The following is a 19,991-nucleotide window of genomic DNA, read 5'->3' as shown; positions in this document are numbered from 1 at the left end:
TGAGTATGCGCTTTACTATTAAACTTAAATTGGCTTTAGCCTTCGGCTTTGTTGTGGTTTTGCTGATTTGCAGCTCATTTTTGGGCATTCGCAGCCTTGGTACTCTCAATGATGCGATGGGCGATGCTCTGGAAGGTCCTGTTGACCGTTTGCGCCTTGCTCAGGTGCTTCAGGTGGAGCAGCTGGAACAGATCCGCCAGCAAAAAAATCTGTTGCTCGCACCAACCGAGCAAGAGCGTGAAGCGACAATTGTCAAGACCAAAGATGCACGCACCAATTTCGACACAGCCTTCGCGGCAGTGACGGCCAAGGCAACGGCTGCTGGCCGGGTCGTCTGGGACAAGTTAAACGCCCTTGAAACGGAGTTCCGCAAGCAGGATGACGCTATTCAAAGCCTGGTTTTGGCAGGGGATACCACTGGTGCGCTGAAAATCTCCAATGGTGAAAACCGAAAACTGGTAAATGAGATTGATAAAGCCCTGTCCGAAATTGTTGCACTTGAGCAGAGCCGACTGACTGCTGCGGAAGAAGCTGGCGATGTGGAGTATGGAAAAGTCAGCACGATGCTGATCGGCCTGTCTGCTGCAGCTTCGATTGTTGCTGTTATCGCGGCAATCTGGATTGTGATGAGCGTGACCGGTGGTATCAATCGTGCAGTTGTGGCGGTTCGCAAAGTATCGGACGGCGACCTGACGGAATTTGCAGAGATCCGCTCGCGTGATGAAATCGGAACCTTGCTGGAATATGTCAATACCATGGTTGAGCGCCTGCGTGGTGTTGTTGGGGATGCGCTTGCAGCGTCTGACAACGTGTCTTCTGGCAGCCAGCAGCTTTCTTCCGGTTCTGAGCAATTGTCTCAAGGTGCCACCGAGCAGGCGTCCAGCACCGAAGAAGCCTCCGCTTCGATGGAGCAAATGGCTGCCAACATCCGCCAGAACGCCGACAATGCAGCCCAGACCGAAAAGATTGCCCGTCAGTCTTCCAAGGATGCCGAAGCCTCTGGTGAAGCGGTTGCCCGTGCTGTGGGTGCCATGCGTACCATTGCCGATAAGATCTCCATCGTGCAGGAAATTGCCCGTCAGACCGATCTGCTTGCTTTGAATGCGGCTGTTGAAGCGGCCCGCGCTGGCGAACATGGCAAGGGCTTTGCGGTTGTTGCGTCTGAAGTGCGCAAGCTGGCTGAGCGCTCTCAAGCGGCGGCTGCCGAAATCAGCACGCTGTCGGGCGAAACCGTGCAGGTGGCAACGCAAGCAGGCGATATGCTGAACCGCTTGGTGCCAGATATTCGCAAGACTGCCGAACTGATTTCGGAAATCTCGGCGGCATGCCGCGAACAGGACATTGGTGCCAACCAGATCAATGAAGCGATTCAACAGCTTGACAAGGTAACCCAGCAAAACGCCGGTGCTTCGGAAGAAATGTCGGCAACCTCGGAAGAATTGGCCGCCCAGGCCGAAGAGCTGCAAGCCTCTATCGCCTTCTTCAAGGTTGATGGTGCCCACGAGAAAAAAGCGCCTGTTCGCGTCGCTCAGTCAGCACGGTTTTCTACGCAATCTACGACAAATGCTGTCGCATCGAACCGTAGGCCAGTGGTTGCGCAAACAGTAACCGCCCAACAGGCTCGCGCCAAGGGGTTTGCGCTGAATCTGTCCATGGGCGGACCAGACGATGAAGACAATGATTTTCGCCAAAGCGCGTAATATTTGAAAACGGATCTGGCATCTTCGGCTGCCAGATCCCCTGCGGGTGAATGAGATCGCTGCGTAGAACACGTCGGAAATTGAACAAGGCGCATTGCTTAGACCTTGGTCTTTTCTTGAATGAAATAGCTCTCAATGCCGTGCGGATGGAAAATGAACAGGTGATTGTACCTGCTTTCAAACCGCTTTTGCCTTCTCGACGCGAAACAATGGCCCTTTTTGGTGCAGTTTCCAGCTGAAAGGTCAGCATCCCAGCTCATATCAGCTCACTCGTATTGAAGGACATCAACTCATGCGATTCACAATCAAACTCAAGTTAGCGCTGACATTTTCTCTTATCATCGCCATGATGGTGGGAAGCAGTCTTTATGGAATTTCCAGCCTCAATTCACTCAATAACGCGATCAGCGAGATGATCGCGGGGCCGGCGGAGCGCCTTCGGGCTGCTCAGGAAATTAGCCGGATTCAATTGCGAATTGCCCGTTCCGAGATGAATATGGCAACGGCAGCAACGCTTGCTCAAGCCGAAAAATCAATGACCAACAGTGATGGTCATCGCAAAAATTTCGCTGATACCCTGACAGTTCTGATGAACACCGCAAAGACGGAGAAGGGTAAGGCTGATTGGGCGGAAGTGTCGCGTCTGGCTGACCAGATGTACAAGATTGATGACGAGGTGCGCGCGCTGGTGCGGGCTGGCAATTCGGAGGGAGCGATCAATAAGGCCCGCACCGATGGTCGCCAGGTCATGGACAGGATCGGTGACATTGTTGATGGTCGCGTCGAAGCCAGCAGAGAGCAGATGAAACAGGCCGATGCTGATACCGATGACCTTTATGATAATACGAAGACAACTACGTTTATCATTGTCGGGGTTGCACTGGCAATTGCATCGATTGCGGCATTTTTGATTGCGCTTGGTATCAGTCGCGGCTTGCAGAAAATCCAGACCGTTGCAGCAGGTGTTGCCCGTGGCGATCTTGATCAGCAAATTGAGATCAAGACCAATGATGAAATCAAGGATCTGGTCGATACAATCAATGTGATGACGGAGAACCTGCGGAATACGGCAGCCACCGCCAATCTCATCGCAGAGGGTGATCTCTCCAGAGACATCCATCCTCTCTCGGACAAGGATGTTTTGGGCCATTCCATGCGCAATATGGTTCACAATTTGCGCGAAACATCTGCGGTTGCCGATCAGATTGCTTCGGGCGATCTCACTGTGTCACCCAAGCCGCGTTCAAATGTCGATACACTTGGCATCGCATTGCAAAACATGGTTGAGCGGTTGAAGGGCGTTGTTGCCGACGCGCTGTCGGCGTCCGAGAATGTATCTTCTGGCAGCCAGCAGCTCTCGTCCGGTTCCGAGCAATTGTCGCAAGGGGCAACCGAGCAGGCGTCCAGCGCCGAAGAAGCTTCGGCTTCGATGGAAGAAATGGCCGCCAACATCAAGCAGAATGCTGATAACGCAGCCCAGACCGAAAAGATTGCCCGTCAGTCTTCCAAGGATGCCGAAGCCTCTGGCGAAGCGGTTGCCCGTGCTGTGGGTGCCATGCGCACCATTGCCGATAAGATCTCGATCGTGCAGGAAATTGCTCGTCAGACCGATCTGCTCGCCTTGAATGCGGCTGTTGAAGCCGCCCGCGCTGGCGAACATGGCAAGGGCTTTGCGGTTGTTGCCTCTGAAGTGCGCAAGCTGGCTGAACGTTCTCAAGCGGCGGCTGCCGAAATCAGCACACTATCGGGTGAAACCGTGCAGGTGGCCACCCAAGCAGGCGATATGCTGAACCGCTTGGTGCCAGATATTCGCAAGACGGCCGAACTGATTTCGGAAATCTCGGCGGCCTGCCGCGAGCAGGACATTGGTGCCAACCAGATCAATGAAGCAATTCAACAGCTTGATAAGGTAACCCAGCAGAATGCCGGTGCATCGGAAGAAATGTCGGCGACATCTGAAGAATTGGCGGCCCAGGCTGAAGAGCTGCAAGCATCTATAGCCTTTTTTAAGGTTGATGGAGTATCTTCTAAAAAAGCAACTTCGAGCAATACGAGTGTTCGCAATCAGCCACAGTCGAAGGCTGCGCCTCGTAAAGTGTCCGGTGCCCAAACGGTCAGCGCCCAGCAAAAGCGCGTGTCAGGCTTTGCTCTGGATCTGTCCATGGGTGGGCCTGACGACGAAGACAATGATTTCCGCCAGAGCGCATGACAGGCTCTAGCGCAATGTGGTGGCGGGCTAATCGGCCCGGCACCATCCGACGTAAGCTTAAACAAGCGCCGGACAGTTATACCCTTTTCTGATGAATGATGTCGTTCAGTTCTGGGCTCACTTTTGAAGCTCTCTTTATAACGGAACAACGCTTATGCGCTTCACCATTAAAACCAAGCTGGCACTTGCTTTCACTCTTATCATCATGATGTCGTGTGCAATGGCCACTTTGGCCATTATCAACCTGTCTTCGCTCAATAGTGCAATTACTGACATTATCGCGGGTCCGGCAACCAACCTTCGCAACTCCAGCGATCTTTCCGATGCGGTTCTCTATTCGGTGCGTGATGAGAAAAATGCGATCATCAATACCGATCCAGGCAAGATTAGCGGATATGTTGAGGGCGTCATGCAGCGCCGCGCCACTATTGACGGGCTGGTAAAAGCCCTTGGTTTGGAAACGAATCCATCGATCAAGGCGAAGGTAGAGCAGTTTCAGTCTCAATTGCCAGGCTGGAGAGCAATGCAGGATACTGTTCTCAAGCTTGCAACTGAAAATACGGATGAGAGCAATAAGCGGGCTGGCGAGATTTCCATGGGAGATGGCGCAAAGATTACAGAGACCTTGCTGCAAACACTGGGGGCTTTGAACAGTGAAATCGCAACCGACCTGAAGCAGACGGATGAATCAACCAACGAGCAATATGCATTTTCTCGCGATAGTCTTTTCGCTGGAATTGCAATCTTGATTGTTCTCTCTGCAGCCATCGCTATCTGGATTGCCATGAGCATCAATTCCGGCCTGAAGAAGGTCAAGTCGGTGGCTGATGCTGTCGCGATTGGTGATTTGAATCAAGATGTTGACATCAAGACGAATGACGAAATTCGTGACGTTGTCGATAGTGTCAAGGTGATGACATCCAACCTGCGCAATACAGCAAATATTGCCGACCAAATCGCCAATGGCAATTTGACGGTCACGCCAACGCCGCTCTCCGACAAGGATACTTTGGGTCAGTCGCTTCAATTGATGGTGGAGCGCCTGCGTGGTGTTGTCGGTGACGCCATTGCTGCCGGTGAGAATGTATCGTCTGGCAGCCAGCAGCTGTCGTCCGCGTCCGAACAGGTCAGCCAGGGTGCGACCGAGCAGGCGTCCAGCGCCGAAGAAGCTTCAGCTTCAATGGAAGAAATGGCCGCCAATATCAAGCAGAACGCCGACAATGCAGCCCAGACCGAAAAGATTGCTCGTCAGTCTTCCAAGGATGCTGAAGCCTCTGGCGAGGCCGTTGCCCGCGCTGTTGGTGCCATGCGCACCATTGCCGAGAAAATCTCGATCGTGCAGGAAATTGCCCGTCAGACCGATCTTCTGGCACTGAATGCGGCTGTGGAAGCCGCCCGTGCCGGTGAACACGGCAAGGGCTTTGCGGTTGTTGCGTCTGAAGTGCGCAAGCTGGCTGAACGTTCTCAAGCTGCGGCTGCCGAAATCAGCACGCTGTCGGGCGAAACCGTGCAGGTGGCAACCCAGGCTGGCGATATGCTGAACCGCTTGGTGCCAGATATTCGCAAGACGGCCGAACTGATTTCGGAAATCTCGGCGGCCTGCCGCGAGCAGGATATTGGAGCCAGCCAGATCAATGAGGCGATCCAGCAGCTCGACAAGGTGACGCAGCAAAATGCCGGTGCCTCGGAAGAAATGTCGGCGACATCTGAAGAGCTGGCCGCCCAGGCCGAAGAGCTGCAAGCGTCGATCGCCTTCTTCAGGGTGGATCGCGCTTCGGACACGCGCGCAATGCCGACCAAAAAGGCAACGCCAAGCCGGGCAGCAGCAGCTCCTGCAAAAAAACCAGCCGTCAAGCAATCTGTCAGCACCCAGCAGGCACGCGCCCAGGGTTTTGCGCTCGACCTTTCCATGGGCGGGCCTGATGAAGAAGATCGTCTTTTCAAGGAAAGCGCATGATATGAGTGAAAATTCCTCCGAGCAGCAATTCGTAACCTTCAGCCTTGGTGAAGAGGTGTTTGCCGTGCCTGTCGCGGTGGTCCGGGAAATCCTGGACCATGAGGATGCTTTCAAGATTCCTCATGGACCCGATTATCTGCTCGGCTTGCGCGATGTGCGCGGGCAGGGTGTTCCTGTGATTGATCTGCGCCTTCGGCTTGGCATGACGGCCACGGTCAAAACACCCCATACCCGCATTCTCGTCATGGATATCCCACTGGCCAACCGCTCTTTGGCGGTTGGTGTGGTGGCCGATAAGGTGTTTGAGGTCATTCCTTTTCACCTCAAGGATATCGAGCAGGCACCGGATATCGGCGTTCAATGGCGCTCTGATTACATTCATGGCGTGGTGCGCCGCGAGCAGGGCTTTGTGGTGATTATCGATCTCGCCCGGTTGTTTTCGGGCGAGGAGGTTGCGCTGGCCGCAACCGGATCGAGAAAACTGGCCACAGCATAATCCCTTGGATCGAAGAACATTCAAGGAATTATGCGCCGGATTAAAAACGTTACAGCGACCTTTGCACCCCGTCTATGGTGTGAGGCGCTCAAGAGCATGATGACAGGAGAATGCCAGCGTGGGTGCTTTGGCCGAGACAACATTTGATGATCATCGGATCAGCTCTAGAAACTTCAAACGGTTGTCGAACTATATCTTTGAATACAGCGGTATTAAAATGCCGGAAGCAAAGATGACGATGCTGGAAGGACGGCTGCGCAGACGGTTGCGGGCCACGGGTATTTCTTCATTTGATGCCTATTGCACTTATATCTTTGATCAGGGCGGCCTTGAGGAAGAGGCCGTGCATCTGATTGATGCGGTGACAACCAACAAGACGGATTTTTTTCGCGAGCCGAACCATTTCGATTATCTCGCCAGCAAGGTGCTGCCGGCCTTTGATGCCAAAGGTGTGCGCAATCTTCGGGTGTGGAGTTCGGCCTGCTCGATTGGTGCCGAGCCCTACACGCTTGCCATGGTGATTGCGGATTATTTGGAACAGCGCAGTGGCATGGATTACCGCATTCTGGCCACGGATCTTTCCACCGATGTGTTGCAAAAGGCGCGGCGTGGGGTCTATCCGCAAGACATGCTGGAGCCGGTGCCGCGTGCCATGGCAGCGAAATATGTCATGCAATCGCTTGATAAATCGCGGAATGAGGTTCGCATTTCACCAAAATTGCGCTCGCACGTTGGCTTTGGTCGCCTGAATCTGATGGATAGCAGCTATCAGGTCGGAGAGCCGATGCATGTTATATTTTGTCGCAACGTTCTGATCTATTTTGATAAGAAGACTCAGCAACAGGTTTTGCAGCGGTTGTGTGAGTGTTTGGCTTCGGGAGGCTATCTTTTCATCGGCCATTCTGAGTCGATTGCGGGAATGAGTCTGCCTGTTCGGCAGCTGGCTAATACGGTGTTCAGGAAGGACTGATCGGGGATGAGGAAAAAAATCCGGGTTCTGGTTGTTGATGACTCAGCCAGTGTGCGCCAGATTCTGACTGAAGTGCTGCAATCGGATCCGGATATAGAGGTGATCGGGGTCGCTCCCGATCCGTTTGTGGCGGCAAGGCGAATTGCCGAAGAAATTCCGGATGTTATCACATTGGACGTGGAAATGCCGCGCATGGACGGCATTACATTTTTGCGCAAGCTGATGTCGCAGCGGCCTATTCCTGTGGTGATGTGCTCGTCGCTGACGGAAGCTGGCAGCGAAACCCTGATGCAGGCCATGGAGGCCGGTGCAGTCGACATTATTCTCAAGCCCAAGATTGCTGCCGCAGACCACCTGGCCGAGCAGGCCGAGCGCATCTGCCAGGTGGTGAAAAGTGCGGCTCAGGCACGCCTTGGCACCCGCAAGGCGATTGCCGCGGACAGACCCTCAGGCGTGCATGAGCCTGCTAAAAAACTGACCGCTGATGCCATGCTACCGCCGCCCACCGGCCGTGCCATGGCGAAAACCACCGAAATGGTGGTGTGCGTTGGCGCATCAACGGGCGGCACAGAGGCGCTTCGAGAGCTTTTGGAAAAAATGCCCGGCAACTCTCCCGGCATTGTCATTGTTCAGCATATGCCGGAAAAATTCACAGCCGCCTTTGCCAAGCGCTTGAATGGCTTGTGTGAAATGGAAATCAAGGAAGCGGAAAATGGTGATCCGGTGCTGCGCGGCCATGTGCTGATTGCGCCGGGCGATCGCCACATGCTGCTGGAGCGGCAAGGTGCGCGCTATTACGTATCGGTCAAGCCCGGTCCGCTGGTGTCGCGCCATCGCCCCTCTGTGGATGTGCTGTTTCGCTCGGCAGCCAGAGCCGCCGGAGCGAACGCCATGGGCGTTATCATGACAGGCATGGGCGATGACGGCGCGCGCGGCATGTTGGAAATGCATCAGGCCGGAGCCTTCACGGTTGCGCAGGACGAGGCAACCTGCATTGTGTTTGGCATGCCCAAGGAAGCCATTGCCCACGGCGGCGTCGATAAAACCGTGCCGCTTCACCAGATCGCGCCGGAAATTCTGGCAGCCGACCGCAGGCGCTGAAGCTTTGGTCTGAAAAGTGGGAACTGGTTTTCGGAAAAATCCGGTTCTCAAAATGAGGATAAAGCGCAGCTCTGTTGAACGACTGCATAATTCCTTGAATCGGAATCGGTTTAAGGAATTATGCAGTTGAGGTAATGCGCGGCGCTTTATCGTCTTATACCAAGGCTCGAAGATGCGAGAGCATCCTTGCCTTGAAGACATTGCAAATATCTCAAATGCATAAGACGCTTGATATATGCAAAAGGAATACCAAAAGTCATTTTCAATGACTTTTGGTAGTACACAATGATGATCGAGAAGCCGTCAAACAATCATGCCTGCTTTGTCTCATGGTGGACAATCGTGGCTTGGAGTTTTGTGGTGCTCCGGACTGGGGGTCGCTTCAGCCAGTCGGCAAAATATTGACCCCATTTCCAAGCGGGCGGATACCAGCGAACAGGTCGGCATGGTTTCAAGCGCTCAACCACCATAACAACAGATGAAAGCGCCATAAGGGGCAAGTGATGTGCGTGAACAGCAATTGGCAGCAACATCAGCGCCCAGCAGGTTCCAATGCACAAACATGCATCCCGCGCGCCATAGCGAAGACAATCACGATCAGCAGCCCAGCCAAAGGCGCTCAGCCTTGGCGTCCAGTGACACAGGTTTAAAAAATGCTGTTTCCAAGGGGTGGTTTGCCAAAACACCAGAACGGAAACCGCGAAAACCCAGGATGGAATGTTCAACAGCTCAGTGATAACCTGGATCAAAATTCCACTGAAAACCAGGAGTGGGGCAAAGAGCAACCAGATGCCGCAATAGCTGAATAAGAAACAGGCAATCGCGCGGGCACGCCGTTTCTTCATGCTCCGGTACCAGATGTGCCGAAACGGTGGCACCAGCACCAGAGACATCATGGCAATCAGCATCAAAATCCATGAGAGTGCGAGGTTCGCAGGATCCGCCAGCCAAAGAGCGGCTTGCAAGGCGCGCCAACTTTGATCCAGCAATGCGCCGGATGCCGTGACACACAGGTCTGTAACACTGTTGCTATGGCCCAAAAGGGCCATAGCAAACCAGGCAGCCAAGCTGATACTCAGCACGAGAGGCCATGGCGGCTCTGAGAGAAGAGAGCGGATGGCCTGAAATTTCAGGCTATAACGCTGCAACATTCAGGCAGACTGTTTGTAGAGGCTAATACGCTCAACCGTGACCTTGGCATCATCTGTGAGGGTGATGCGCGGTACCAGATTGACGCTGAATTCGCCCTTGTTCAAAGCGCCATTTTGCGCCAATCCCGCCACGACATTGGTGACATCCATGACCTCTGTCACCCCGGCACCGCCATGAGCGCCGTCTGGTTGCGATGCCTTGCGCACACCAAACAGGCCAATCGAGCCGCAGAACAGATCCATGCGGCCAGTATGGTCTGCCCCCTCAGGCAGCTCCATGTAGACATCAATGACAAACCCATCCTTTGCGGCCTTGATATTTTCCAGATTGAGGAAGTATCGGTCGCGGGCGGGTTGGGCCAATTTGGCCTGAAGGTTTTGGGTTGGGTTAACCGACAAAAGCGCGCTGGTCTGAGCATCGAGGGCGAGGTTTGACGAGGACATTTTCCCTGTCACATTCACGACAGACGCATTTGCGCCAACCAGTTCGGGTTCCTGAGCCAGTTCGGGTTCTTGAGATTGAGACAAAGTCTTCTCTCCAACATTGCTGGTCAAGACAGAGCTGACGGCCGTTGCAACCACAAATTCATCATAGGTATAATTAAGGTTTGGGCTCGTCGTATCAACCATGTCTTTAGGCGCATAGGAATATGGGCTGCCATCGACGTTTGGCACGACAAATTTTCGATCTTGCGGGCCGTTGAGCCATGCAGGGTCAGTCGGGTTGGTATGCGTCGCACTCGACTTGTTCCACACATCCCAGAGCCGATCGATGTTGGCATGGTGCAGCCAGAAAATTGGATCAAGCCCGGCAATATCCGGATCGGCCATCAAGCCCGGCCCGGCATCATTTTGGCCGCCAATGTCCACATGGACAATGTTATGCGGCTTGCTTTCCAGCTCTCCAGTCTGGATGCCGTTGTGCGAGAAGCCTGTTTTGCCGCCGCCCAGCCCGGCACTGGCACCCACTTTCAAGCCGACAAATTGGGTGGCAGACAAAGCACCCAAGGTGACATCACTCGCTGGCAAAACAATGGGTGTTGAGCCCAAACCATAGCGCTGCGCCACATAAAGCGGATTCGCGCTGCCGTCCGGCATGGTCGTGGCCGAGAAGGCAGGGGGCAGCAGCAGGGCCTGCGGATTTTTCTGGTCACTGTAATTCCAATAGGGCATGGCCCAGTCCTTGGGACCGCCCGCCTTGATAATTTCAGCGCGCACCAGACCTTCAATCGACCAGATGTAGCCGCGATGCCATGGCAGAAAATACCAGCTGCCGTGCTGGCACTGGTTCCAGTAAAGATCCTGATCGGCCTGAGACGGGAGCGGCTCGCCGGGCGTATAGTAACCGTATTGCTGCCAAAGGCTGCCGTCAGAACTTGTAATATCAATCCCGTGGATCGCCGCCATAAAACGCCAGCTGGTATTGTCGTTCAGTCCTCTTTTCTGCAAGGCAGAAACACCGATTGCATACCAATACAGCAACGGATCATCAAAACCGCCGCCATTTGCCCACACGCTTTTGCGAACATACACCATGTCATTTCCCCCGAAAGATTTGTTTCGCCAACGGATACCTGAAAGCCGAAGATGTTCAGGCAGTGACTACATGAGCTGCAATTAAAAGGAACTTATGTGTAAGATTGCTATCTTTGATTGATTTTACAATCAAGAGATATTTTAAGAATGTCAAAATAAACGTATAAAGAGAATATCTGCTTGAATGAAACCAGGCCTACTGCATAATTTCATTGTGCGTTTGATAAAGCGCACGGCGCTGCAATGGTCACAGCGGGTGCAAAAGACCATGAACAGTGGTGCGACAGATGGTCTGCCGTGCGCAAGCAAAGGGGGCTTGGGCCACGACGCTGTCGGTATCGCTTGATGTTTTAAATCCGCATCTCTTGAATGGGTCGCTTATAACCACTGATTAACCATGTTGGTGCACAATGATCTGGCCCGATGATCTTGGGCCTTGAGGAGCGATGCGTGGCTCTACAGCGCCTTGCGCCCAATATGGCGCACAACGGACGCTGTAACACTTTTAATCTGTTGCATAATTCCTTAAATCCACTGGGATTTCAGGAATTATGCAACAGGCTGGTTCTCTGAGGTTGCACCATGTCCATTATCACGTTTGCCAATACCAAGGGCGGTGCCGGCAAAACTACCGCAGTGCTGCTGCTGGCCACAGAGTTGATGCGGCGGGGGTACCGGGTATCGGTGATTGATACCGATCCGCAGCGCTGGATTTCGCGCTGGTTTGAAGGCGCAGAACCAGGCACGGATTTGCGGGTGGCGACCTATGTGTCGGTCAACTCCCTTCAGCGCACCATTGAGGCCTATCGCGACACATCGGATTACGTGATTGTTGATTTGCCGGGCGCGCAATCGCCGCTTTTGGCCACAGCCCTTGGCCTGTCAAACCACGTGCTCATTCCCATTCAGGGCAGTGCCATGGATGCGCAAGGCGGCGCTCAGGTGATTGAGCTTTTGCAATATCTCTACACCAAGGGCAATATTCGTATTCCCCATTCTGTGGTGCTGTCGCGCGTCAACTCGCTGGTGACAACGCGGGCCTTGAAGGCGGTGAAAGCTCTGCTGGCCGAGCGGCATGTGCGGGTGCTGGACACGCCCATCATCGAGCGCGCCGCCTATCGCGATATGTTCGAGTTTCGCACCTGCCTGCATCGGCTGGACCCGGAACGGGTGAGCAATCTCGACAAGGCCGTGGCCAATGCCGAGCGCTACGCCGATGAGGTGGAAATGCTGGTGCCGGTTTTTAAAATGCCGGTGGCGGATAACATCGACCACCGGGTTTTTACCAATCACCCGATCTTGCGGCGGGCCTGACCGCAAACCGAGCGTGGCTTATGCCACCAGATGTTTGAAGCTGGCCACCACTTGCTCATAAACCCCGCGCTTGAACGGCACGATCAGGCCGGGGAGATCTTGCATCGGCTTCCATTGCCACTCGTCAAATTCTGCATGTTCGGTTGTTGGTGGTGGATTGATCTGAATTTCGCTTTCATCGCCCTCAAAGCGAAAAGCAAACCAGCGCTGGGTCTGGCCACGGTATTTGCCTCGAAGACCAATGCCAATCAGCTGGGGTGGCAAGTCATAATTGATCCACTCCGGTGCTTCGGCCAGAAACGTGACGGTTTTCATGCCGGTTTCTTCGTATAGCTCGCGATAGGCTGCGGCTTTTGGGTCTTCGCCCGCATCAATACCGCCTTGCGGCATCTGCCACAGTTGCGGTGAGCCGTCATATTCCGAATTCAGCAAGGGAATGCGCCGTCCGGCCCACACCAGACCGGCATGATTGAGCACCATAATGCCAACGCAGGGGCGGTAGGGCAGGTCTTCTGCTTTGATCACAGCTTGGGTCACAGCGTCCTCATTGTTAATTGCTGATTTTCACTCTTGGTTTTCATTCCTGGTTTTCATTCTTGGTTTTCCAGGGCAAGGGCAGATACACCGACGATTTCGATACCACGGCTTTTTGCCTCGCGCACCCATTCGGCAATGGTGCTGACACTTTCATCAAAAGCAGAGGCAACGCCAATGGCACTGCCATTGCGCTTGGCAATGCGCTCCAACTCGTCAAGACGTTTTAAAATCGCATCCCGTTGCAACTGATCATCCAGCTGCAAATCGGCGAACGCGTAGGGCATGTTCATGGCTTTGGCGAATTTTCCGCTCAAGGACTGCGCCGATGAGCCGTCATCCAGAAACAACAGACCTCGATCCGCAATATCGCGTATCACCGGCTCCAGCGCATTGGCATCGGACAGAAAGCGTGCACCCATATAATTCATGATGCCGGTGTAATTGGTGATACTGGCCATGGCCTTGTGCAGGAGTGCCAGATTTTTGGCGCTGGATTGATCCGCCAAAAGCGTATCACGTCCCGGATTATTGGCCGGGTAACCAAGGGGCTCAAGCGGCATTTGCAGCAGAATCTCGTGGCCCGCGCGCCTTGCATCCTGCATCCAGCGTTGCAGGCTGTTGCCGCTGGCAGCAAAGCCCAAAGTGATTTCTTCCGGCAAGAGCCGGATGGCTTTTTGCGTGCCGGTCTGGCTTAGTCCCAGCCCGCTCACCACAATAGCAATGCGCGTGCCGTGCGCTCCCGACCACGGCCTCGCATATTGTTCGACAGGGCGCAGACCATCCGGCCCAATCACGGGAAGTTTGCCCTCAGGACTGTCTTGCAGCAGTTCAGGATTGGGTATGGCTGCCATGCGGGCGTCCTGACCAATGCGCGATGCGCTGATCAAGGCGGGGCCGGTGCCATCGCGTGATGCAGGCGAATACTGGGTCACAACCGAGCCATCCGGCATGGTGCTGCGCTCGACAATGGCACCCGACGTAGGCGATCGCGTTTCCAACGTTTGTGGCTTTGCCACAGCGACCGCTGTATCCGCAGGCTTGGTCGGCGCTTCCGCCACCTGTGGCAAGGGGGCAGTCAGAGGTAACGGTGTGAGGGCGGTGTAAAAGGACAGGCCCAGAATGGCCAAAACACTGACAAGACCAACACTCACAGGACCGAGACCGGAACCCCCAAGCTTGTTGCGCCCTTTGGCACGCGGCTTCTTGCGGTTCTGGCCCAAGGGGGCGTGCAGATCATTGCCCAAATCACTGCCTTTCAGCGAATCGATGGAGCGGAATACCTACTGCATAATTCCTTAAATCGGAATCGATTTGAGGAGAAAATTATGCAGCAGCTTAAAAGTGTTACAGCGTCCTTTGTGCGCCATATTTGGCGAGAGGCGCTGTAGCGATATACATGAGCGGTGCGCTTGCCGCCATCCCTTGTCAGCAACCGGACCATGACAACGGGACCATGACAACTGGCTGCAAAGAAAAATGCCGACCTTGAGGCCGGCATTTTTAAATTTTATCAATTCTTCTTGGCGTTTTCCAAAACAACCTTGTTCGGATCAGGCGGGAAAGACGGATCTTTCTTCACGCCGCGCAACAGGTCCAGCGCATAGTTGAGCTGCACGTCGTCCTTTGGATCTGGCGGCACGTAAGCAACCGAGCCGGAGCCTTCCTCGGTTTCGCTCTGGCCCTGAATGTGGCCCGGCAGCGCCGATTCGCCCTCTGGCTTCAGCTTGCCCTTCAGATCGGCAGGCAATGGCTCTTCCACGGTGATGTCGGGATGAATGCCCGTGCCCTGAATGGATTTGCCAGACGGCGTGTAATAGAGCGCCGTTGTCAGGCGCAGAGCGCCCTTGTCACCCATCGGAATGATGGTCTGCACAGAACCCTTGCCGAAGCTGCGGGTGCCAACCACGGTTGCCCGCTTCAGATCCTGCAATGCGCCGGCGACGATTTCAGAGGCCGAGGCCGAACCACCGTTGACCAGAACAATCAATGGCTTGCCATCGGTCAAATCGCCCGGTGTTGCGTTGAAGCGGCGGGTATCTTCCGGATCACGCGAACGGGTCGAAACAATCTCGCCCTTTTGCAGGAAGGCGTCAGACACGTAGATGGCCTGATCCAGCAAACCGCCCGGATTGAGGCGAAGGTCGAGCACATAGCCCTTCAGCTTGTCTTCCGGCACCTGTTTCTTGATCTTGGCGATGGCGGCCTGCAAATCGTCAAAGGTCTTCTCGGTAAACGAGATAACGCGCAGATAGCCCACATCGCCATCGACACGCGACTTCACGGCCCGGATTGGAATCACTTCGCGCTTGACGTTCAGCTCAATCGGCTTTTCCACGCCTTTGCGCAAAATGGTCAGCTTGATCGAGGTGCCGACCGCACCACGCATTTTGTCGACGGCAGCGCTCAGCTTCATGCCACGCACGGGCTGGCCGTTGATTTCGGAAATATAGTCGCCAGCCAGAATGCCAGCCTTGGCACCGGGCGTATCATCAATCGGGGTGATGACCTTGATCAGCTCATTTTCCATCGTCACTTCAATGCCGATGCCGCCAAACTCACCCTTGGTCTGGGTCTGCATGTCGGCAGCTTCCTGCGCATTCATGTAGCTGGAGTGTGGATCGAGCGACGACAACATGCCATTGATGGCAGCTTCAATCAGCTTCTTCTCATCGGGAGGTGTCACATACTGGGCGCGGACACGCTCAAACACGTCTCCAAAAATCGCCAGTTCTTTATAGGTGGATGTACCAGCCGCCTGGGCTGGAACGCCTGCCGAATAAACAACGCTCATGGCTGTTGCGCCCATCAGAGCGCCCACAAGCATTAGAGAAGCCCTACGTATCATTGCGTACCTTTCCGGCGTCCTTCGCCCACCATGGTCGGGAATCAACCGAGTTGCCGTCTTTTCTGAATTCTATGTAAAGCGTTGGGCGATTTGTTTCCAGCGAGAAAGCTGCCGCGCTGGCAACTCTCTTCTCTCCCATAGCACCAATTGGCTCACCGGACAGCACGAATTGGCCTGCGTGAACATTCACGGCATCCATTCCGGACAAAACTATGTGATAACCACTGCCTGGACTGAGAATAACCATTTTCCCGTAACTGCGAAACTGCCCCGCATAAACCACAGTGCCGTCAGCGGGCGCTGTGACCACTGCTGCTGGTGCCGTTGCAATAACAATGCCTTTGGCATCATGTCCGGTGCCATCAGGATCGCCAAATGTCCGCAAGACATCTCCAGCAGCTGGCAATTCCAGCTTCGCTTTCAGCTCATCAAATGCAAATGCAGGTGCAATGCGGTTTTTATCGGGCGGCGCATTCTGTGCCTCAGCGCGCTCCGCATCGGTCATCTGCGCCCGCTTCTGGTCTTCCAGCTTTGATTGCTCCATCGCCGTTCGCACTGACGCCACCTGGTTTTCCAGCGAGGAAATGAAGCCTTGCAGGGATGCCGACTTTTGCGCAAGCTCCTGCGAGCGCTGCAATTCGCTTTGAAGCTGTGCAGAATTTCGCTCACTCAGCTTGGCGTTTTCATCCAAAAGCAGCGCCATGCGGCTTTCTTCTTCCTGTCGGCTTTGCAGGCTGGCCATCATCTGTTCGCGCTCCGCCTGGCTGGCTTTGCGCAGATTGGCCAACTCCTGCAAGTCATTGGCCAGTTTCTCAGTTTCCTTGCGCATGCCGGGCACCACGGCCCCCAAAAGAATGGCGGTGCGCACAGCCCCCAGCGCATCCTCTGGCTTGACCAGCAAAGCGGGTGGCGGATTGCGCCCCATGCGCTCCAGCGCGCCCAAAACTTCCGCCAGAACGGCGCGTCTCGCGCGGAAGGATTTGCGGATCGCATCTTCACGCACCCCGAAATCGGCCAGCTTGCGTTCACTATCAGTGATCTTTTGCTCCAGATCCTTGCGGCGTGCGGCTGAATCAATCAGCGCCTGACGCAAGGAGGCGCTGCTTTTGTCAAGCGCATCAATGCTCTGGCGCAATTGTTCGGCCTTGTCCGTGGATAGCTTGATGGATTGCGAAAGATCCTGCAATTCTTTCGTCACTTCATCACGCTTGGCTTTCAAAGCCGCAGCCTTATCCTCGGCAGATTGCGGAGCGTCGTCTGAGGTTTGCGGGGCGGCATCAGTCGGTGCTTGTTGCGCGGCTGGCGGGCTTTGCTGTGCAAACACCGCTGCAATGCTAGAGAAACACAAAAGCGCTGCTGCGCTGAGCGGCATCGCCAATTGCGTCAGACGCTCGCCCACCTTTTTCCGTAACATCAAACTTCAGATCGCTTTTATGGTTTCAAGGCAATCTACTGCATAATTCCTTAAATCGGAATCGATTCAAGGAGAAAATTATGCAGCAGCTTAAAAGTGCTACAGCGTCCTTTGCGCGCCATATAGGGTGAGAGGCGCTGTAACTGATTTGCGATCAGGGGAAAACTGCTTCTCAACACGAAGAGACGCAGAGGAACGGTTATCGAGATTGTCAAAACACCCGCACCGTGTTGCGTCCACTTTGTTTGGCGCGATACATGGCCAGATCTGCCGCTTTGAACAGGTCTCCCGTTGTTTTTCCATGATCAGGGAAATAGGCAATGCCAATGCTGCAATGGGTTCGAAGCCCCGCGTTTTCGATGGCCGGTGTCACAGCAACAGCTCGGCGTATGCGTTCAAAAACTTCTTCAAAGCGCTCATTGCTCTCGCGCAGCACAACGATAAATTCGTCGCCGCCAATGCGCGCCACCATGCCGCTTTGCGCAACAATTTCTGAAATCCGCCCAGCGGTTGCCTTGAGAAGTTCATCCCCAGCCGCATGGCCCAGAGTGTCATTGATCTGCTTGAAATTGTCGATATCGATAAAACCGACCGCAAGCGTTTGAGCGGTCGAGGTGGCCGAGGCAAGCAGTTCCGACAATCGGGCTTCAATTGCGCTGCGGTTCATCACTCCGGTCAAATGGTCGTGGTCAATGAGGAAGCGAATCCGCTCCTCCGCCTGGCGTCGGTCAATGGCGATGCCCGCCATGTGGCTGGCACCCGCCAGAAATTCTATCAGGCTTTTGTTGAGGTTGTTTTGGGCTGATACGCCAACAAGACCCTGATTTTGGCCATCCGCCGACGAAATCTCGAAACAATAAAAATTATCCAGATGTGCTGCCAGATCAAACATGGTCTCGCAAATAAGGTCCGCAGATGCCGACGACAGCGCTTCAGACAGGCGTTTGGGCAGGCGGCAAAGGCTGGGAGCCTCCCAGAATGGTGGGTGATTATCGGCCGAAAAAATAACCGTGGCGCAACTGATGCCATCGGCAAGCCCTTCAATCAATATGGCCAGTTCTCTCATCAAGACAGTAATATCAATGGAATCGACAATCAGTTTCAGGATACGGTTTTGCGCCAACATAAGGCGCTCCGATGCTTTTCGCGCCGAAATATCGCGCGATGTGCCAACAACGCCAATGATGGCACCATTGCTGTCTCTGAGCGGTACGCGAGACATCATAAGCCACCGATCGCCCCCAATAAGCGCGCGCTCTTCAAAGCCAAGATCCGGTTCACCGGTTTCAATAACGCGTTGCTCAATTTCATCTATGCGCGCATTTTCCGCGGCTTCGCCATGCAGCTCAAAATCGGTCCGTCCAATGATGTCATCGATGCAGGAAAGGCCGTTGTTTTCAAGAATGGCTTGATTTGCATACAGAAAGCGCCCGGTGCGGTCCTTGGCGTAGATAAAATCGGGAATATGATTGACCATCGCTTCGAGCCACAAATAACGCTCTTTCAGCTCTGTGAACGAATAGGGCGTCTGAGGGTCAGTGCGCCACACGTCTCCATTTTTTGGTGAATTTTCATCTAATGGAGAAGTGTCAGTGGTTGTGTCGTTCATGGAAATTCTATTTTTCACAATGAATATACTCCAACGCAACCTCAAGACACTATTCTGAATACGTTATATTTCTGTGAACAGATTGGTTTCTAAGAAAATAAAGCGCGGGGGTTTTGCTGGCCTCTCGCCTTTTGAACGTGTCTGGAAAGCATTTAGGCTTAGTTTTATGAACAAATACGGTATAATACCAAGGCATCGAAGATGCGAGAGCATCCTCGCCTTGAAGACATTGCAAATATCTCAAATGCATCAGACGCTTGAGATGTTTGCAAAAGGAATACCAAAAGTCATTTTCAATGACTGTTGGTATGATATTCAAATTTGCTGCTGAACGCAAAGTTATGAATGGAAAGTGGCAGTCAGTATTTTTTGTGCGCCATTTATGGTGCACCGTGCCGTGAAGTCGGATTTGCCGCACGCGAGCGGAGGGCCAGGGCGCTTGAAAGGCAAGAATAAGCCGGGAGCGTCAAGGCAAAAGCAACCATAGAGAGATTTTTAGGGTCGAAATAACCCTAAACGGCAGGATTTATCGCTGATTGTGGCGTTTGGGCTAGACTCACCCCGCGCGTGAGCCTACTGCATAATTCCTTAAATCGGAATCGATTTAAGGAATTATGCAGCAGATATAAAGCGCTACAGCGAACCTTTGTGCGCCACGTATGGCGTAGGGCGCCGTAGTCAACCGGGATCTCTGATTGGGTTGAGGTGGCGCATAAGCGATGCGACATGCGATTCCGTCTGACAAACACACAATAATAAGGACAAGACATGATCGAACTCACGCCAACACAGATCCGCGGACTTAAGCTCGCCAAGGATGGCGATCTGTTTCCGCAGGCTGGAAAGAAGTGGACGCATCTCAACGCCGAAGTCACCTATTCCAAGACTGACCGTTTCAAAGAACGCCCGCAGAAAATCAAGTTTCTAACCACAACCACCATGAACGAGTTGACAGAGCTGGGCCTGATTGAGCGCAACAATGTCGAAGATGATGCCGATCAGGATCCGCGCAAGATCACCATGGCCGGAAAAATGTGGTTGTTGCAAAACAAGTAAATCACCGCAACACAATGCCCATTGGTTTGTCGCCACGGCCCAAAGCCTCAAGCTGGCGACAGACAAGGCCGGTTGATCAATGCTGCGCACGAAACA

At 53.9% G+C, this 19,991-nt stretch carries 15 protein-coding genes; 8 read left to right on the top strand and 7 right to left on the bottom strand.

The genetic code is table 11. The features are described 5' to 3' along the window. Positions 1-5: 5 nt before the first annotated feature. From E6C51_RS10980 to E6C51_RS10955, 6 genes are all read left to right on the top strand, one after another. Positions 6-1,700, top strand: a complete 1,695-nt coding sequence (locus E6C51_RS10980) for a methyl-accepting chemotaxis protein (protein ID WP_190235962.1) — start codon at positions 6-8, stop codon at positions 1,698-1,700. A gap of 292 nt (positions 1,701-1,992) precedes the next feature. Further along, on the top strand, positions 1,993-3,909 hold the full coding sequence (locus E6C51_RS10975) for a methyl-accepting chemotaxis protein (protein WP_190235961.1): 1,917 nt from the start codon (positions 1,993-1,995) through the stop codon (positions 3,907-3,909). A gap of 154 nt (positions 3,910-4,063) precedes the next feature. After that, positions 4,064-5,866 carry a HAMP domain-containing methyl-accepting chemotaxis protein gene (locus tag E6C51_RS10970; protein WP_190235960.1) on the top strand — a complete coding sequence of 601 codons (1,803 nt, stop codon included), beginning with the start codon at positions 4,064-4,066 and terminating at the stop codon, positions 5,864-5,866. A gap of 1 nt (position 5,867) precedes the next feature. Then, a complete protein-coding gene (locus E6C51_RS10965) occupies positions 5,868-6,362 on the top strand; it encodes a chemotaxis protein CheW (protein WP_146934125.1) in 495 nt (164 codons plus the stop codon). 118 nt (positions 6,363-6,480) lie between these two features. Next, positions 6,481-7,332 (top strand): CheR family methyltransferase, encoded by an 852-nt coding sequence (locus E6C51_RS10960; RefSeq protein ID WP_190235959.1) that lies wholly within the window; start codon positions 6,481-6,483, stop codon positions 7,330-7,332. Positions 7,333-7,338: 6 nt separating this feature from the next. Then, a complete protein-coding gene (locus E6C51_RS10955) occupies positions 7,339-8,433 on the top strand; it encodes a protein-glutamate methylesterase/protein-glutamine glutaminase (protein ID WP_146934130.1) in 1,095 nt (364 codons plus the stop codon). A 311-nt stretch (positions 8,434-8,744) separates the two neighbouring features. Here E6C51_RS10955 and E6C51_RS10950 read toward each other — a convergent pair whose 3' ends face one another. After that, positions 8,745-9,584 carry a copper chaperone gene (locus tag E6C51_RS10950; protein ID WP_146934133.1) on the bottom strand — a complete coding sequence of 280 codons (840 nt, stop codon included), beginning with the start codon at positions 9,582-9,584 and terminating at the stop codon, positions 8,745-8,747. After that, positions 9,585-11,120 carry a tyrosinase family protein gene (locus tag E6C51_RS10945; RefSeq protein ID WP_190235958.1) on the bottom strand — a complete coding sequence of 512 codons (1,536 nt, stop codon included), beginning with the start codon at positions 11,118-11,120 and terminating at the stop codon, positions 9,585-9,587. It abuts the gene before it with no gap. A gap of 582 nt (positions 11,121-11,702) precedes the next feature. On the opposite strand from E6C51_RS10945, the gene E6C51_RS10940 reads away from it, so the two are divergent. Beyond that, the gene (locus tag E6C51_RS10940; RefSeq protein ID WP_146934139.1) at positions 11,703-12,434 is read left to right on the top strand and encodes a ParA family protein; all 732 of its coding nucleotides are present in this window, start codon (positions 11,703-11,705) and stop codon (positions 12,432-12,434) included. Between the two features lie 18 nt (positions 12,435-12,452). Here E6C51_RS10940 and E6C51_RS10935 read toward each other — a convergent pair whose 3' ends face one another. The 5 genes from E6C51_RS10935 to E6C51_RS10915 all read right to left on the bottom strand — a co-directional run bounded on the left by E6C51_RS10935 (position 12,453) and on the right by E6C51_RS10915 (position 18,779). Then, the gene (locus E6C51_RS10935; RefSeq protein WP_146934142.1) at positions 12,453-12,971 is read right to left on the bottom strand and encodes an RNA pyrophosphohydrolase; all 519 of its coding nucleotides are present in this window, start codon (positions 12,969-12,971) and stop codon (positions 12,453-12,455) included. Positions 12,972-13,024: 53 nt separating this feature from the next. Further along, entirely contained in the window at positions 13,025-14,215 is a 1,191-nt protein-coding gene (locus tag E6C51_RS10930; RefSeq protein ID WP_190235957.1) for a divergent polysaccharide deacetylase family protein, read from the bottom strand. Positions 14,216-14,481: 266 nt separating this feature from the next. After that, positions 14,482-15,816, bottom strand: coding sequence for a S41 family peptidase (locus E6C51_RS10925; RefSeq protein WP_146934149.1), 1,335 nt, complete (start codon positions 15,814-15,816; stop codon positions 14,482-14,484). Continuing rightward, complete coding sequence (locus tag E6C51_RS10920; RefSeq protein WP_190236036.1) at positions 15,806-17,188, bottom strand: murein hydrolase activator EnvC family protein; 1,383 nt, start codon at positions 17,186-17,188, stop codon at positions 15,806-15,808. Before E6C51_RS10920 ends, E6C51_RS10925 begins: the two co-directional genes overlap by 11 nt. A gap of 253 nt (positions 17,189-17,441) precedes the next feature. Then, entirely contained in the window at positions 17,442-18,779 is a 1,338-nt protein-coding gene (locus E6C51_RS10915; protein WP_230987195.1) for a diguanylate cyclase domain-containing protein, read from the bottom strand. Positions 18,780-19,607: 828 nt separating this feature from the next. Here E6C51_RS10915 and E6C51_RS10910 point away from each other — a divergent pair. Continuing rightward, positions 19,608-19,895 (top strand): hypothetical protein, encoded by a 288-nt coding sequence (locus tag E6C51_RS10910; RefSeq protein ID WP_146934156.1) that lies wholly within the window; start codon positions 19,608-19,610, stop codon positions 19,893-19,895. The last annotated feature ends 96 nt before the right edge of the window (positions 19,896-19,991 follow it).

The sequence above is a fragment of the Gillisella terrae genome (assembly GCF_004801395.1).
GTDB classification, from domain to species: Bacteria; Pseudomonadota; Alphaproteobacteria; order Rhizobiales; family Rhizobiaceae; genus Allorhizobium; species Allorhizobium terrae.
The sequence above is the reverse complement of the archived record's forward strand: the minus strand, read 5'-3'. Positions and strand labels throughout refer to the sequence as shown.